The sequence below is a fragment of the Streptomyces sp. NPDC005533 genome, assembly GCF_042871845.1.
Taxonomy (GTDB): Bacteria; Actinomycetota; Actinomycetes; order Streptomycetales; family Streptomycetaceae; genus Streptomyces.
Genome location: NZ_JBIAJH010000012.1, coordinates 105,307 through 120,931, shown reverse-complemented (window position 1 = coordinate 120,931; position 15,625 = coordinate 105,307). Strand labels below are relative to the sequence as shown.

The 15,625-nt window shown below is 68.7% G+C and carries 13 protein-coding genes; 7 read left to right on the top strand and 6 right to left on the bottom strand.

What is annotated here, in order from left to right:
- Positions 1–229: 229 nt before the first annotated feature.
- From rsmG to rpmH, 6 genes are all read right to left on the bottom strand, one after another.
- Positions 230–946, bottom strand: a complete 717-nt coding sequence (gene rsmG, locus ACFYP3_RS14925) for a 16S rRNA (guanine(527)-N(7))-methyltransferase RsmG (protein ID WP_030707721.1) — start codon at positions 944–946, stop codon at positions 230–232.
- A gap of 131 nt (positions 947–1,077) precedes the next feature.
- Positions 1,078–1,590, bottom strand: a complete 513-nt coding sequence (locus tag ACFYP3_RS14920; RefSeq protein ID WP_388831631.1) for a protein jag — start codon at positions 1,588–1,590, stop codon at positions 1,078–1,080.
- A gap of 15 nt (positions 1,591–1,605) precedes the next feature.
- Positions 1,606–2,709 carry a membrane protein insertase YidC gene (yidC, locus tag ACFYP3_RS14915; protein ID WP_388831629.1) on the bottom strand — a complete coding sequence of 368 codons (1,104 nt, stop codon included), beginning with the start codon at positions 2,707–2,709 and terminating at the stop codon, positions 1,606–1,608.
- A 3-nt stretch (positions 2,710–2,712) separates the two neighbouring features.
- Positions 2,713–2,994, bottom strand: a complete 282-nt coding sequence (gene yidD, locus ACFYP3_RS14910) for a membrane protein insertion efficiency factor YidD (protein WP_076043740.1) — start codon at positions 2,992–2,994, stop codon at positions 2,713–2,715.
- The gene (rnpA, locus tag ACFYP3_RS14905) at positions 2,991–3,365 is read right to left on the bottom strand and encodes a ribonuclease P protein component (protein ID WP_078892724.1); all 375 of its coding nucleotides are present in this window, start codon (positions 3,363–3,365) and stop codon (positions 2,991–2,993) included. Before rnpA ends, yidD begins: the two co-directional genes overlap by 4 nt.
- Positions 3,366–3,386: 21 nt before the next feature.
- Positions 3,387–3,524 carry a 50S ribosomal protein L34 gene (gene rpmH / locus ACFYP3_RS14900; protein WP_008741645.1) on the bottom strand — a complete coding sequence of 46 codons (138 nt, stop codon included), beginning with the start codon at positions 3,522–3,524 and terminating at the stop codon, positions 3,387–3,389.
- Between the two features lie 100 nt (positions 3,525–3,624).
- On the opposite strand from rpmH, the gene dnaA reads away from it, so the two are divergent.
- The 7 genes from dnaA (at position 3,625) to gyrA (ending at position 15,610) form a co-directional block, all read left to right on the top strand.
- A complete protein-coding gene (dnaA, locus tag ACFYP3_RS14895; RefSeq protein WP_388831626.1) occupies positions 3,625–5,676 on the top strand; it encodes a chromosomal replication initiator protein DnaA in 2,052 nt (683 codons plus the stop codon).
- A gap of 875 nt (positions 5,677–6,551) precedes the next feature.
- Positions 6,552–7,682, top strand: a complete 1,131-nt coding sequence (dnaN, locus tag ACFYP3_RS14890) for a DNA polymerase III subunit beta (RefSeq protein ID WP_030707714.1) — start codon at positions 6,552–6,554, stop codon at positions 7,680–7,682.
- Between the two features lie 189 nt (positions 7,683–7,871).
- Positions 7,872–8,747, top strand: coding sequence for a phosphogluconate dehydrogenase (NAD(+)-dependent, decarboxylating) (gene gnd / locus ACFYP3_RS14885; RefSeq protein ID WP_388831624.1), 876 nt, complete (start codon positions 7,872–7,874; stop codon positions 8,745–8,747).
- 79 nt (positions 8,748–8,826) lie between these two features.
- Positions 8,827–9,963, top strand: coding sequence for a DNA replication/repair protein RecF (recF, locus tag ACFYP3_RS14880; RefSeq protein WP_388831622.1), 1,137 nt, complete (start codon positions 8,827–8,829; stop codon positions 9,961–9,963).
- Positions 9,960–10,493, top strand: coding sequence for a DUF721 domain-containing protein (locus ACFYP3_RS14875; protein WP_030707704.1), 534 nt, complete (start codon positions 9,960–9,962; stop codon positions 10,491–10,493). The genes recF and ACFYP3_RS14875 overlap by 4 nt, the downstream gene beginning before the upstream one ends.
- Positions 10,494–10,878: 385 nt before the next feature.
- Positions 10,879–12,939, top strand: coding sequence for a DNA topoisomerase (ATP-hydrolyzing) subunit B (gyrB, locus tag ACFYP3_RS14870; RefSeq protein WP_388831619.1), 2,061 nt, complete (start codon positions 10,879–10,881; stop codon positions 12,937–12,939).
- Between the two features lie 43 nt (positions 12,940–12,982).
- Positions 12,983–15,610 carry a DNA gyrase subunit A gene (gyrA, locus tag ACFYP3_RS14865; RefSeq protein ID WP_388831618.1) on the top strand — a complete coding sequence of 876 codons (2,628 nt, stop codon included), beginning with the start codon at positions 12,983–12,985 and terminating at the stop codon, positions 15,608–15,610.
- Positions 15,611–15,625 lie beyond the last annotated feature (15 nt).

Sequence of the window (15,625 nt, the reverse complement as noted above, 5' to 3'; positions counted from 1 at the left end):
ATCCACCGATGTGGACAACTCCGTCCCCCTTGCGTCCTTGCGGTGAAGGGGGGACGCAGCCGCACGACCGCGGCTGATGATTCCGTGCAGCAGAGAGCGACGTTTCACGTGAAACACGATGCCCGGACCGCGCCCAGACCGGGTCTTCGGGCCGCTACGACACTCCGAAATCCATACCTATGGGGCCCAACGGAGGCGAAATCTCCGCCGAGCCCCACACGTCAGCGAATCAACGGCGACGGCGGGTGCGTCCCACCCGGGCCGCCTTAGCCCGCTTGGCCGCGAACCTCACCCCACCGGGGCTCTCTCCGACCTCGACCCGCACCACCGTCGACAGCGGGTCCACCAGACCCTCGCCCACGTGCAGCACCGAGGTCTTCACCACACCGAGCTTCGCCAGCGCGGTCTTCGCCGACACCAGCTCCTCTTCCGCGGTGTCGCCCTTGAGCGCCAGCATCTCCCCGTACGGGCGCAGCAGGGGCACGCCCCAGCCGGCCAGCCGGTCCAGCGGGGCCACCGCACGGGCCGTCACCACGTGCACCGGCTGCACCTTGCCGAGAACCTCCTCGGCCCGGCCGCGCACCACGGTGACGTGGTCCAGGCCCAGCAGCTCCACGGCCTCCTGGAGGAAGGTCGTGCGCCGCAGCAGCGGCTCAAGCAGTGTGATCTTGAGATCCCGGCGCACCAGCGCCAGCGGGATACCTGGCAGACCGGCGCCCGAACCCACGTCGCACACGGTGACGCCCTGCGGCACCACCTCCGACAGCACAGCGCAGTTCAGCAGGTGCCGCTCCCACAGCCGCGGCACCTCACGCGGCCCGATCAGGCCCCGCTTGACTCCCGCGTCCGCCAGCAGCTCCGCATACCGCACAGCTTCCGGGAAAAACTCACCGAACACCGCGCGCGCCTCTTCAGGCGCCGGGGGAAGCTCAGCTGCCTCCGTCACGGGGACCGTCCTTCCGTACCGCATGGTTCTGGAGAAACCACGTCTTCAAGATGCCGCGTCGTTCACATGCCAGGCTGACAAACATCGGCCCCGCCTGCGACACAGACGGGGCCGGATACTCGCGCCAGGGGTCAGGCCGGGAGCACAACGACGAAGCGGTGCGGCTCCTCGCCCTCGGACTCGCTCCGCAGACCGGCGGCCGCCACGGCGTCGTGGACGACCTTCCGCTCGAACGGGGTCATCGGGGCCAGCTTCATCGGCTCGCCCGAAGCCTTCACGTCCTCCGCCGCCTGCGCGCCCAGCGCCGCCAGCTCCTCGCGCTTCTTCGCGCGGAACCCGGCGATGTCCAGCATCAGCCGGCTGCGGTCCCCGGTCTCCCGGTGCACGGCGAGGCGGGTCAGCTCCTGCAGAGCCTCCAGGACCTCACCGTCGCGGCCCACGAGCTTCTGCAGGTCGCGGCTGGCGGAGTCACTGACGATCGACACCGCGGCCCGGTCGGCCTCGACGTCCATGTCGATGTCGCCGTCCAGGTCGGCGATGTCCAGCAGACCCTCGAGGTAGTCGGCCGCGATCTCACCCTCCTGCTCGAGGCGGGTCAGGGTGTCGCCACTCTCAGCGGCGGCGGTGGTGGTGCCTTCCGTCACGGGAGGGACTCCTTCTTACTTCTTGGGAGAGGGCTTGCTGGGCGTCTGACGCTGCGACTTCGACTGCCGCTTGGGCTGCTGCCGCTTCGCGACACCGCCGCTCGCCGCATCCGAATCCGCCGTGGCCTCGGAACTCCTGATCACGGAGCCGTCCGGCTGGGCCGCGAGGCCCTGCTTCGTCAGCGCCGTGATGAACTTCCGCTCGTTGTCGTTGCGGTCCGGGCCCTTGGCCACGATCGCCGCGACGATCTTCTTCTTGCTCCGGCCCTTGACGTCACCGTGCGAGCCGATGTGCTTCAGCAGGCGGGTCAGGTACTGGTCCTGCGCCTTGCTGCCCGGCGTCGGGTTCTGGTTGATCACGTACATCTGCTGGCCCATGGTCCACACGTTCGTGGTCAGCCAGTAGACGAGAACACCGACGGGGAAGTTGATGCCCATGACCGCGAAGATCACGGGGAAGATGTACATCAGCATCTTCTGCTGCTGCATGAACGGCGTCTTGACCGAGAGGTCGACGTTCTTCTGCATCAGCTGGCGCTGCGTGTAGAACTGCGACAGCGACATCAGGACGATCATGACGGCGGTGACGATGCGCACGTCGGTGATCGAGGCGCCCAGGGCGGCGACCTCGGCGGCGCTGTCGGTGAACTTGGAGGCCAGCGGGGCCCCGAAGATGTGGGCCTCACGCGCGCTGGCCAGCAGCGGACCGTCGATGTAGCCGATCTCTTCACCGTTGGCGATGCTCGCCAGCACGTGGTAGAGCGCGAAGAAGAACGGGGACTGCGCCAGGATCGGAAGGCACGAGGAGAGCGGGTTGGTACCCGTCTCCTTGTACAGCTTCATCATCTCTTCGGACTGGCGCTGCTTGTCGTTCTTGTAGCGCTCCTGGATCGCCTTCATCTTCGGCTGGAGCGCCTGCATGCCTCGCGTCGCCTTGATCTGCTTCACGAAGAGCGGGATCAGACAGATGCGGATCAAGACCACCAGGGACACGATGGACAGACCCCAGGCCCACCCGCTGTTCGCGCCGAAGATGGCGCCGTACAGCGAGTGGAACTGGACGATGACCCACGAGACGGGCGTGGTGATAAAGCTGAACAGACCGGCGATCGTGTCCACTAATCAGGCTCCTTGAGCATTGCGAGATCTACGCAACGCACTGCGCAGCTGCTCGTGCCAACGCGGGCGTTTACGGGGTGGGACGTGATCCACACCACCCGGGGACCACGGATTGCACCGCAGGATCCGCCAGGCGGTCAGGGCCGTCCCCTTGACCGCACCATGCCGGTCGATGGCCGTGTACCCGTAGTGCGAACACGACGGGTAGTACCGGCACACCGGCCCGAGCAGCGGACTGATCGTCCACTGGTACAGCTTGATCAAAGCGAGCAGCGGGTACTTCATCGAGCCACGCCTCCCAGGAGCCGCACCAGAGCGGCATCCAGGTCCCGGGCCAGTTCCTCGGGGCCGGCATCACCCGCTCCGGGCAACGCACGTACCACCACCAGGCTACCGGCGGGCAGCTGGGAGAGCCGCTCCCGGACCAGATGACGAAGACGGCGCTTCACCCGGTTACGTATGACGGCGTTGCCGACAGCCTTGCTGACGACGAAACCCGCACGCGACGAGGGATCGATCTCCCCCGACTCGTGCGGGTCCGTTGCACCGCTTGTACGTAGGTGGACGACGAGGAGCGGGCGACCAGCCCGACGACCTCGGCGTACCGCGCTCGCGAAGTCCTCGCGCCGCCTCAGCCGATTTTCGGGAGACAGCACGACGTCACGACCTGCGTGTTGTTACGCGGAAAGGGCGGCGCGGCCCTTGCCACGACGGTTCGCGAGGATCGCGCGACCGGCACGGGTACGCATCCGGAGACGGAAGCCGTGGGTCTTGGCACGACGGCGGTTGTTCGGCTGGAAGGTGCGCTTGCTCACTCGGGGGCTCCAGAGAATGAATCGTTGTGGCGGGACATCGCCTGGCTGTCACCGTGCGCCCACGAGGAAACTCGCGTGTTCGCCCGAGTGGCACCGCTAAATGATCACTATCAGTGACCTTCGCCCATCGGTAGGCAGGCGGCAGCAGCCATCGACAACTCGACCTCGTTACGGTACGCGCGGCTACGCCATCCGGTCAAACCGAGCCGGCGGGGCCCCACACTGTGCACAGGCTGTGGACAACGACTTGAACCGTACCCGCTGGCCTGACTACCGTTGTCCGACCCCGGTTTTTTTGTCCCGACCGTCCCAAAGAACCACACATTCGTGGGACCCCTGTGAGAGAGCGTGCTCTGTGGCTGACGTACCTGCCGATCTTGCCGCAGTGTGGCCAAGGGTGCTCGAAAAGCTCCTCGGGGAGGGACAGCCGGGGATCGAGCCGAAGGACAAGCAGTGGGTCGAGAGGTGCCAGCCCCTGGCGCTCGTCGCCGACACCGCGCTGCTGGCCGTCCCCAACGAATGGGGAAAGCGCGTCCTCGAAGGCCGGCTCGCCCCGCTGATCAGTGACGCGCTCAGCCGTGAATGCGGCCGCCCCATCCGGATCGCCATCACGGTGGACGACTCCGCGGGCGAGCCCGCGCCCCCCGCCCCGCCCGCGCAGCAGTCCGGCGGGTACGAGCCGTACGGCGGCCAGCGCCCCGGCGGCGGCTCCGGCAACGGGGACGACCAGCTCCCCACGGCCCGCCCCGCCTACCCGGACTACCAGCAGCAGCGCCCCGAGCCGGGCGCCTGGCCCCGCGGCGGCCAGCAGGACGACTACGGATGGCAGCAGCCCCGACTCGGCGGTTTCCCCGAGCGCGACCCCTACGCCTCCCCGCAGCCGGGCTACCTCCAGCAGTCCGAGCCCTCCGGCTACGAGCAGGGCTCCTACGACCAGCAGCAGTACGAGCAGTCCCCGTACGAGCCTCAGCAGCCCCACCAGTCGCACCAGTCGCATCAGTACGAGCAACAGAAGTACGAACAGCAACAGTACGAACAGCCCGCGCCGCGCCAGGCCCCCGGCCGGCCCGCCGCGCCCCCGGCCCCGTCCGGCGGATCCACCTCGGGCCCGCTGGAGCCGACCGCCCGGCTGAACCCCAAGTACCTGTTCGACACCTTCGTCATCGGCGCCTCCAACCGCTTCGCGCACGCGGCCGCGGTGGCCGTCGCCGAGGCGCCGGCGAAGGCCTACAACCCCCTCTTCATCTATGGGGAGTCGGGCCTCGGGAAGACGCATCTGCTGCACGCCATCGGGCACTACGCGCGGAGCCTCTACCCCGGGACCCGCGTGCGGTACGTGAGCTCCGAGGAGTTCACCAACGAGTTCATCAACTCCATCCGCGACGGCAAGGGCGACGCGTTCCGCAAGCGCTACCGCGAGATGGACATCCTGCTCGTCGACGACATCCAGTTCCTCGCGAGCAAGGAGTCGACGCAGGAGGAGTTCTTCCACACCTTCAACACGCTCCACAACGCGAACAAGCAGATCGTGCTCTCCTCCGACCGGCCGCCCAAGCAGCTCGTCACCCTGGAGGACAGGCTCCGCAACCGCTTCGAGTGGGGGCTGATCACCGACGTCCAGCCGCCCGAGCTGGAGACCCGGATCGCGATCCTGCGCAAGAAGGCCGTCCAGGAGCAGCTCAACGCCCCGCCGGAGGTACTGGAGTTCATCGCCTCCCGCATCTCGCGCAACATCCGCGAGCTGGAGGGGGCGCTGATCCGGGTCACGGCCTTCGCGAGCCTCAACCGGCAGCCGGTCGACCTGGGCCTGACCGAGGACGTCCTGAAGAACCTGATCCCGGGCGGGGAGGACAGCGCCCCCGAGATCACCGCCTCCGACATCATGGCGGCCACCGCCGACTACTTCGGTCTGACCGTGGACGACCTGTGCGGCTCCTCGCGCAGCCGGGTGCTGGTGACCGCCCGGCAGATCGCCATGTACCTGTGCCGGGAGCTCACCGACCTGTCGCTGCCCAAGATCGGGGCCCAGTTCGGCGGTCGCGACCACACCACGGTGATGCACGCGGACCGCAAGATCCGCGCGCTGATGGCCGAGCGACGGTCCATCTACAACCAGGTCACGGAGCTCACCAACCGCATCAAGAACGGCTGAGCGCGGGCTCCGTACCGCTCGCCGGGGCCGCGAAACGGCCCCTTCACACGCTTTCAGAGGGCGCTCCCGGGCTGCGACGGGGGCGCCCTTTTTCGTCCGCGCGCCCCTGACCTGTTCGAATACGCCCCCTGAGGAGCAACTCATCCACAGATTGGGGGACTTTCTTCCGTCCACACCCTGGGGACGGGTTCCGTCACCCACAATCTGTCCACAGGCTTGCCGGGTGAGGTTCCATCAGGCCAGGTCAGCACCCTGTGGAATTGTGCGCAAGCGTCATCCACAGGCTGTGGACAAATATTTCGTCCACAGGTCTGTCCACGACGTTGTCCACCGCCTCCCCACAGGTTCGCGCACCCTGTGCACAGGATCGGGTCTGTTCTCCACACCCTTGTCCACTGTTCGGCAACGCACCAGCCCCTCTCACCGCCCGGAGTGAAAGCGGTCACACGGAAGTAGACGTTTGGGTTGTGGAGTACCGGGGGAAAGCTGGGGACACACCTGTGGAGTAGTCGGGGGTACCTGGGGACAGCCTGTGCAGAACTTTTCGTTCTCCACAGAGACACGAGGTTGTCCACCGGTGTCACCCACAGGGTCGGTGGATAAAAAACGCGCGATGACCTGCGAGAACGGGCTTATCCACCGTTTCCACAGGCCCTACTACTACCCCCATAGAGAGTTAGGCCGGTTTCGGTTTTCAAGCGGGTCCTGTGCACAACTCGTCGAGAGCCCGCCCCGACGCCTCGCTCCCGACTTGACCGCCGGCCGCACGGACTGTCGGCGCCGTACGTCAGACTGGTCCCCGGCATCGGTCGAGGCATCGACGAGCCGACGACGAAGGCCGGCAGACGAGCGAGCAACAGCAGGAGGCGGTTCCGGTGAAGATCCGGGTGGAGCGCGACGTACTCGCGGAGGCGGTGGCCTGGGCTGCCCGTAGCCTCCCGGCCCGGCCGCCGGTGCCCGTTCTCGCGGGCCTGCTGCTCAAGGCCGAGGACGGCACGCTGAGCCTCTCCGGCTTCGACTACGAGGTCTCGGCCCGCGTCTCCGTCGAGGCGGACGTCGAGGAGGACGGCACCGTCCTGGTCTCCGGCCGGCTGCTCGCCGACATCTGCCGCGCCCTCCCCAACCGCCCGGTGGAGATTTCCACAGACGGTGTACGGGCGACCGTGGTCTGCGGCTCCTCGCGGTTCACACTCCACACCCTGCCTGTGGAGGAGTACCCGGCGCTGCCGCAGATGCCCACCGCCACCGGCACCGTTCCCGGCGAGGTCTTCGCCTCCGCCGCCAAGCAGGTGGCCACCGCCGCCGGCCGCGACGACACGCTGCCCGTCCTGACCGGTGTCCGCATCGAGATCGAGGGCGACCGCGTCACCCTGGCCTCCACCGACCGCTACCGCTTCGCGGTCCGCGAGTTCCTGTGGAAGCCGGAGAACCCGGACGCGTCGGCCGTGGCCCTGGTGCCCGCCAAGACGCTCCAGGAGATCGCCAACTCGCTGACCAGCGGTGACACCGTCACCCTGGCGCTGTCCGGCTCCGGCGCGGGCGAAGGCCTGATCGGTTTCGAGGGCGCGGGCCGCCGCACCACCACCCGGCTGCTCGAAGGCGACCTGCCCAAGTACCGGACGCTCTTCCCGACCGAGTTCAACTCCGTCGCCGTGATCGAGACCGCGCCGTTCGTCGAGGCCGTCAAGCGCGTGGCCCTGGTGGCCGAGCGCAACACCCCGGTCCGCCTCAGCTTCGAGCAGGGGGTGCTGATCCTGGAGGCCGGCTCCTCCGACGACGCACAGGCTGTGGAAAGGGTCGACGCGCAGCTCGACGGCGACGACATCTCGATCGCCTTCAACCCGACCTTCCTGCTGGACGGCCTGAGCGCGATCGCCTCCCCGGTGGCGCAGCTCAGCTTCACCACGTCCACCAAGCCCGCGCTGCTCAGCGGCCGTCCGGCGGTCGACGCGGAGGCCGACGAGACCTACAAGTACCTGATCATGCCGGTACGCCTCTCCGGCTGATTCTTCGCAGGTCAGGCCCGGTTTCGCGGTCAGCGAGGCCGGGCCTGCGCACGTGCGGGGGCAGGAGGCCGGCAGCGCGCGCCCCATGGGGCCGGGCGGCCCGGCCCGGCGTAGGCTCGGGGCCTGGGGTGTCCCCGGGATCCACGGACGCCCCGGCAAAGACGGCCACAACGCTTAAGGAACCACCTGATGGAGCTTGGTCTCGTCGGTCTCGGCAAGATGGGCGGCAACATGCGCGAGCGCATCCGCCGCGCAGGCCACACCGTCATCGGATACGACCGCAACCCGGACCTCGCCGATGTCCACAGCCTGCGGGAACTTGTGGACAGCCTGCAGGCCCCCCGCGTCGTGTGGGTGATGGTCCCGGCGGGCGCGGCGACGCAGTCCACCGTCGACGAGCTCGCGGAGCTGCTCTCGATCGGCGACATCATCGTCGACGGCGGCAACTCCCGCTGGACCGACGACGAGAAGCACGCGGCGGAGCTCGCGACCAAGGGCATCGGCTTCGTCGACTGCGGTGTCTCCGGCGGCGTGTGGGGCCTGGAGAACGGCTACGCCCTCATGTACGGCGGCGAGAAGGACCACGTCGCCCGGGTCCAGCCGATCTTCGACGCCCTCAAGCCCGAGGGTGACTTCGGCGCCGTCCACGCCGGCAAGGTCGGTGCGGGCCACTTCGCGAAGATGGTCCACAACGGCATCGAGTACGCCATGATGCAGGCCTACGCCGAGGGCTGGGAGCTCCTGGAGAAGGTGGACTCGGTCACCGACGTCCGCGAGGTCTTCCGCTCCTGGCAGGAAGGCACCGTCATCCGCTCCTGGCTGCTGGACCTGGCCGTGAACGCCCTCGACCAGGACGAGCACCTGGAGCAGCTGCGCGGCTTCGCGCAGGACTCGGGCGAGGGCCGCTGGACGGTGGAGGCGGCGATCGACAACGCCGTCCCGCTGCCCGCGATCACCGCGTCGCTGTTCGCGCGGTTCGCCTCGCGGCAGGACGACTCCCCGCAGATGAAGATGATCGCCGCGCTGCGCAACCAGTTCGGCGGCCACGCGGTCGAGAAGAAGTAGCAGCTCACAGAGCCGCACAGGATCACCAGCAGCACAGCACCACAGCGAGTAGTGGGAAGCCGGGGGAGGTCGGCGCCGTATGCATGTTTCGCATCTCTCATTGGCCGACTTCCGCTCGTACGCCCGGGCCGAGGTTCCCCTCGACCCGGGCGTCACCGCTTTCGTCGGGCCCAACGGCCAGGGGAAGACCAACCTCGTCGAGGCGATCGGCTACCTCGCGACGCTGGGCAGCCACCGGGTCTCCGCGGACGCCCCGCTCGTGCGGATGGGCGCGGAGCGGGCGGTCATCCGCGCGGCCGTCACCCAGGGGGAGCGCCGGCAGCTGGTGGAGCTGGAGCTGAACCCCGGGCGGGCGAACCGGGCCCGGATCAACCGGTCCGCGCAGGTCAGGCCGCGGGACGTGCTCGGGATCGTCCGGACCGTGCTGTTCGCTCCGGAGGACTTGGCCCTGGTCAAGGGTGACCCCGGGGAGCGGCGGAAGTTCCTGGACGAGCTCGTCACCGCGCGGTCACCGCGCATGGCGGCGGTCCGATCCGACTACGAGCGGGTGCTCAAGCAGCGCAACACCCTGCTGAAGTCGGCGGCGATGGCGCGCCGGCACGGCGGCCGCTCGATGGACATGTCCACCCTCGACGTGTGGGACCAGCACCTCGCGCGCGCGGGCGCGGAGCTGCTGGCGCAGCGCCTCGACCTGATCGCGACGCTGCTGCCGCTCGCGGACAAGGCGTACGAGCAGCTCGCGCCCGGCGGCGGCCCGCTGGGGCTGGCGTACAGGTCCTCGGCCGGCGAACCGGTGGACAACGGCACGGCGCGCACCCGGGAGGCGCTCTACGAGGCGCTGCTGGCCGCGCTGGCGGAGGTGCGCAAGCAGGAGATCGAGCGGGGCGTGACCCTGGTGGGCCCGCACCGCGACGACGTGCTGCTGCGGCTCGGGGAACTGCCCGCGAAGGGGTACGCGAGCCACGGCGAGTCGTGGTCGTACGCGCTGGCGCTGCGGCTGGCCTCCTACGAGCTGCTGCGTTCGGAGGGCAGCGAGCCGGTGCTGATCCTGGACGACGTGTTCGCGGAACTGGACGCGCGGCGCCGGGAGCGGCTGGCGGAGCTGGTGGCGCCGGGCGAACAGGTGCTGGTGACGGCGGCGGTGGACGACGACGTCCCGGGGGTGCTGGTGGGAACGCGGTTCGCGGTGTCCGGCGGTGAGGTGACCCGGCTGTGAGCGAGCAGGGCAAGAACCCCCAGGAGGGCCGCAAGGCCCCGGAGGTCTCCGGGGTGGACCTCGCCCGCCAGGCCCTCGCGGCCGCGCGGGAGCAGGCGCGGGCCCGGGGCAACGCGGCCGGCGCCAGGAAGGGCCGGCAGCCGGGACTGCGCTCGGGGGCCCGCGCGGACGGCCGGGACCCGATGCCGCTCATGGCGGCCCTGGACCGGCTGCGCACCGAACGCGGCTGGGAGATGCCGATGGCGGTCGCGGGCGTGATGGAGCGCTGGCCGGAGATCGTCGGCCCGGAGATCGCGGCGCACTGTGAACCGGAGCGGTACGAGGACCGTGAGCTTGTCGTGCGGTGCGATTCCTCGGCGTGGGCGGCGCAGCTGAAGCTGCTGGCGCCGCAGCTGGTGGCGCGGCTGAACGCGGATCTGGGGCAGGGGACGGTCCGGATGATCAAGGTGCAGGGGCCGGGTGGGCGGCCGAAGGGGTACGGGCCGTGGCGGGCGCCCGGCAGCAAGGGTCCCGGCGACACCTACGGCTAGACCGCCGGACCGCTGCCGGACCGCTGCCGGACCGCCGCCGGACCGGCGCGGTCCTGCGGCCGGCCGCGCGACCGCGGACGGCCCGCTCCGCGGGATTCCGGGGCCGCTTCGGGTGGCGTCCCTCACGGTAGCCGGAGGTTGACAGGCCGAAGCGCTGGATGCCCGTGTGAGCCTCTTTGAGCCCCGTCCCGGATGTGGGGAGTCGGAGAGAGGAGGTTCAGGGCGGCACATGCGGACTCAGGTACCCGCAAACCCCCATTCATGTCCGTGGTACCGGTAGACTGAAGCGAATCCCGCCGCTTGCGGGATCTAGCTGATACACGCTGACAACGCAGATCGACGCAGCCGCTCCTGCTTGCATGCCTGCTGGCCCGGAGTACGGCCTGTGCTGTGCCAGAAAGGGCGCTTCGTGGCCGATTCCGGCAACCCCAACGACAACCAGTCCACAGCCGGCGGGAACGGCGAGGTCACCGCCTCGTACGACGCCAGTGCGATCCAGGTCCTCGAGGGCCTGGACGCGGTCCGCAAGCGGCCAGGCATGTACATCGGCTCGACCGGTGAGCGCGGGCTCCACCACCTCGTGTACGAGGTGGTGGACAACTCGGTCGACGAGGCCCTGGCCGGGCACGCGGACACCATCGACGTCACGATCCTCGCCGACGGCGGTGTGCGGGTCATCGACAACGGCCGCGGCATCCCGGTCGGCATCGTGCCGTCCGAGGGGAAGCCGGCCGTCGAGGTCGTCCTGACCGTCCTGCACGCGGGCGGCAAGTTCGGCGGTGGCGGCTACGCCGTCTCCGGCGGTCTGCACGGCGTCGGCGTCTCCGTCGTGAACGCCCTGTCGACCAAGGTCGCGGTCGAGGTCAAGACGGACGGCTACCGCTGGACCCAGGACTACAAGCTGGGCGTGCCGACGGCCCCGCTGGCCAGGAACGAGGAGACCGACGAGCACGGCACGTCGGTGACGTTCTGGGCCGACGGCGACATCTTCGAGACGACCGAGTACTCCTTCGAGACGCTGTCGCGGCGCTTCCAGGAGATGGCCTTCCTCAACAAGGGCCTGACCCTGACGCTGACCGACGAGCGCGATTCGGCCAAGGCCACCGTCGGTGCGGACGACCCCGACGCGGACGCGGCCGAGCCCACGGCGCGCACGGTCAAGTACTACTACGAGGGCGGCATCGTCGACTTCGTGAAGTACCTGAACTCGCGCAAGGGCGAGCTCATCCACCCGACCGTCATCGACGTCGAGGCCGAGGACAAGGAGCGCATGCTCTCGGTCGAGATCGCGATGCAGTGGAACTCGCAGTACACCGAGGGCGTCTACTCCTTCGCGAACACGATCCACACGCACGAGGGCGGTACGCACGAGGAGGGCTTCCGTGCGGCGCTGACGGGCCTGGTCAACCGCTACGCGCGCGACAAGAAGCTGCTGCGCGAGAAGGACGACAACCTCGCCGGCGAGGACATCCGCGAGGGTCTGACGGCGATCATCTCGGTGAAGCTGGGCGAGCCCCAGTTCGAGGGCCAGACGAAGACCAAGCTGGGCAACACCGAGGCCAAGACCTTCGTGCAGAAGGTCGTCCACGAGCACCTGAACGACTGGTTCGACCGCAACCCGGTCGAGGCCGCGGACATCATCCGCAAGTCGATCCAGGCGGCCACCGCGCGCGTCGCGGCCCGCAAGGCCCGTGACCTCACCCGTCGCAAGGGCCTGCTGGAGAGCGCCTCGCTGCCGGGCAAGCTGTCCGACTGCCAGTCGAACGACCCGACCAAGTGCGAGATCTTCATCGTCGAGGGCGACTCGGCCGGTGGCTCCGCGAAGTCCGGCCGCAACCCGATGTACCAGGCCATCCTGCCGATCCGCGGCAAGATCCTGAACGTCGAGAAGGCCCGGATCGACAAGATCCTCCAGAACACCGAGGTCCAGGCGCTGATCAGTGCCTTCGGTACCGGTGTGCACGAGGACTTCGACATCGAGAAGCTCCGCTATCACAAGATCATCTTGATGGCGGACGCCGACGTCGACGGCCAGCACATCAACACCCTGCTGCTGACCTTCCTCTTCCGCTTCATGCGGCCGCTGGTCGAGGCCGGTCACGTGTACCTCTCCCGCCCGCCGCTCTACAAGATCAAGTGGGGCCGGGACGACTTCGAGTACGCGTACTCGGACCGCGAGCGCGACGCGCTGGTGGAGCTGGGCAAGCAGAACGGCAAGCGGATCAAGGAAGACTCGATCCAGCGCTTCAAGGGTCTGGGCGAGATGAACGCCGAGGAGCTGCGCGTCACCACCATGGACGTGGACCACCGCGTCCTCGGCCAGGTCACGCTGGACGACGCGGCGCAGGCCGACGACCTGTTCTCCGTACTGATGGGCGAGGACGTCGAGGCGCGCCGCTCCTTCATCCAGCGCAACGCCAAGGACGTCCGCTTCCTCGACATCTGAGTCGGCTCCGCTGACCGCCGCCTGAAAGGACTTCTGACCAGCAATGGCCGACGAAACCACCCAGCCCGCAAAGAACGCCGAGAACCCGGCGGAGGAGCAGCCCGTGCTCCGCATCGAGCCCGTCGGGCTCGAGACGGAGATGCAGCGCTCCTACCTCGACTACGCGATGTCCGTCATCGTCTCGCGCGCCCTGCCGGACGTGCGCGACGGCCTCAAGCCGGTCCACCGCCGCGTGCTGTACGCGATGTACGACGGCGGCTACCGGCCCGAGAAGGGCTTCTACAAGTGCGCCCGCGTCGTCGGTGACGTCATGGGCACCTACCACCCGCACGGTGACAGCTCGATCTACGACGCCCTGGTCCGCCTGGCCCAGCCGTGGTCGATGCGCATGCCGCTGGTGGACAGCAACGGCAACTTCGGCTCCCCGGGCAACGACCCGGCGGCCGCGATGCGCTACACCGAGTGCAAGCTCATGCCGCAGGCCATGGAGATGCTCCGGGACATCGACGAGGAGACCGTCGACTTCCAGGACAACTACGACGGCCGCAACCAGGAGCCGACGGTCCTGCCGGCGCGCTTCCCGAACCTGCTGGTCAACGGCAGCGCCGGCATCGCGGTCGGCATGGCGACCAACATCCCGCCGCACAACCTGCGCGAGGTCGCGGCCGGCGCCCAGTGGGCGCTGGAGCACCCGGAGGCCTCGCACGAGGAGCTCCAGGACGCGCTCATCGAGCGGATCAAGGGCCCGGACTTCCCCTCCGGCGCCCTGGTCGTGGGCCGCAAGGGCATCGAGGAGGCGTACCGGACCGGTCGCGGCTCCATCACGATGCGGGCGGTGGTGGAGGTCGAGGAGATCCAGAACCGCCAGTGCCTGGTGGTCACGGAGCTCCCGTACCAGACCAACCCCGACAACCTCGCGCAGAAGATCGCGGACCTGGTGAAGGACGGCAAGGTCGGCGGCATCGCCGACGTCCGTGACGAGACCTCGTCGCGGACCGGCCAGCGCCTGGTGATCGTCCTGAAGCGGGACGCCGTCGCGAAGGTCGTGCTGAACAACCTCTACAAGCACACCGACCTGCAGACGAACTTCGGCGCGAACATGCTGGCGCTGGTGGACGGCGTGCCGCGCACGCTGTCGATCGACGCCTTCATCCGCCACTGGGTGACGCACCAGATCGAGGTCATCGTCCGGCGCACGAAGTTCCGCCTGCGCAAGGCGGAGGAGCGCGCCCACATCCTGCGCGGTCTGCTCAAGGCGCTCGACGCGATCGACGAGGTCATCGCGCTGATCCGGCGCAGCAACACGGTCGAGATCGCGCGCGAGGGCCTGATGGGCCTCCTGGAGATCGACGAGATCCAGGCCAACGCGATCCTGGAGATGCAGCTCCGCCGTCTCGCGGCCCTGGAGCGGCAGAAGATCGTCGCCGAGCACGACGAGCTCCAGGCCAAGATCAACGAGTACAACGCGATCCTGGCCTCGGAGGAGCGTCAGCGCTCCATCGTGAGCGAGGAACTGGCGGCCATCGTCGAGAAGTTCGGCGACGACCGGCGGTCCAAGCTGGTGCCCTTCGACGGTGACATGTCCATCGAGGACCTGATCGCCGAAGAGGACATCGTCGTCACGATCACGCACGGCGGTTACGTCAAGCGCACCAAGACCGAGGACTACCGCTCGCAGAAGCGCGGCGGCAAGGGCGTGCGCGGCACGAAGCTGAAGCAGGACGACCTGGTCGACCACTTCTTCGTGTCCACCACGCACCACTGGCTGCTGTTCTTCACGAACAAGGGCCGCGTCTACCGGTCCAAGGCGTACGAGCTCCCGGACGCCGGCCGTGACGCCCGCGGGCAGCACGTGGCGAACCTGCTGGCCTTCCAGCCGGACGAGAAGATCGCCCAGATCCTCGCGATCCGCGACTACGAGGCGGCGCCCTACCTGATTCTGGCCACCAAGGGCGGCCTGGTGAAGAAGACGGCGCTCAAGGACTACGACTCGCCCCGTTCGGGTGGCGTGATCGCGATCAACCTCCGGGAGACCGGCGCGGACGGCGCCGACGGCACCGCCGACGAGCTGATCGGTGCGGAGCTGGTGTCCGCCGAGGACGACCTGCTGCTGATCAGCAAGAAGGCGCAGTCGATCCGCTTCACGGCGACCGACGACGCGCTGCGTCCGATGGGCCGCGCGACCTCGGGCGTGAAGGGCATGAGTTTCCGCGAGGGTGACGAACTGCTCTCCATGAGCGTTGTGAGGCCGGGTACGTTCGTCTTCACCGCGACCGACGGCGGCTACGCCAAGCGGACGCCGGTGGACGAGTACCGCGTCCAGGGTCGTGGCGGTCTGGGCATCAAGGCCGCGAAGATCGTGGAGGACCGCGGGTCGCTCGTAGGGGCGCTCGTGGTGGACGAAACGGACGAGATTCTCGCCATCACGCTGGGCGGTGGTGTGATTCGTACGCGCGTCAACGAAGTCAGGGAGACCGGCCGTGACACCATGGGCGTCCAGCTGATCAACCTGGGCAAGCGCGATGCCGTGGTCGGCATCGCCCGCAACGCCGAGGCCGGTCAGGAAGCTGACGAGGTCGAGGCCGACGAGAACGACACCGAGGTGGCCGACGGACAGGCCGCCGAGGCCGCCGAGGGCACGCAGCCTTCGGCCGGGGAGCACGAGGAGTAAGTCGTGAGTGGAGCC

Excerpts from the sequence above, each read along its gene's own strand:
- yidD (WP_076043740.1), bottom strand. The coding sequence starts at position 2,994 with ATGAAGTACCCGCTGCTCGCTTTGATCAAGCTGTACCAGTGGACGATC.
- dnaA (WP_388831626.1), top strand. The coding sequence starts at position 3,625 with ATGATCACTATCAGTGACCTTCGCCCATCGGTAGGCAGGCGGCAGCAG.
- gnd (WP_388831624.1), top strand. The coding sequence starts at position 7,872 with ATGGAGCTTGGTCTCGTCGGTCTCGGCAAGATGGGCGGCAACATGCGC.
- recF (WP_388831622.1), top strand. The coding sequence starts at position 8,827 with ATGCATGTTTCGCATCTCTCATTGGCCGACTTCCGCTCGTACGCCCGG.
- gyrA (WP_388831618.1), top strand. The coding sequence starts at position 12,983 with ATGGCCGACGAAACCACCCAGCCCGCAAAGAACGCCGAGAACCCGGCG.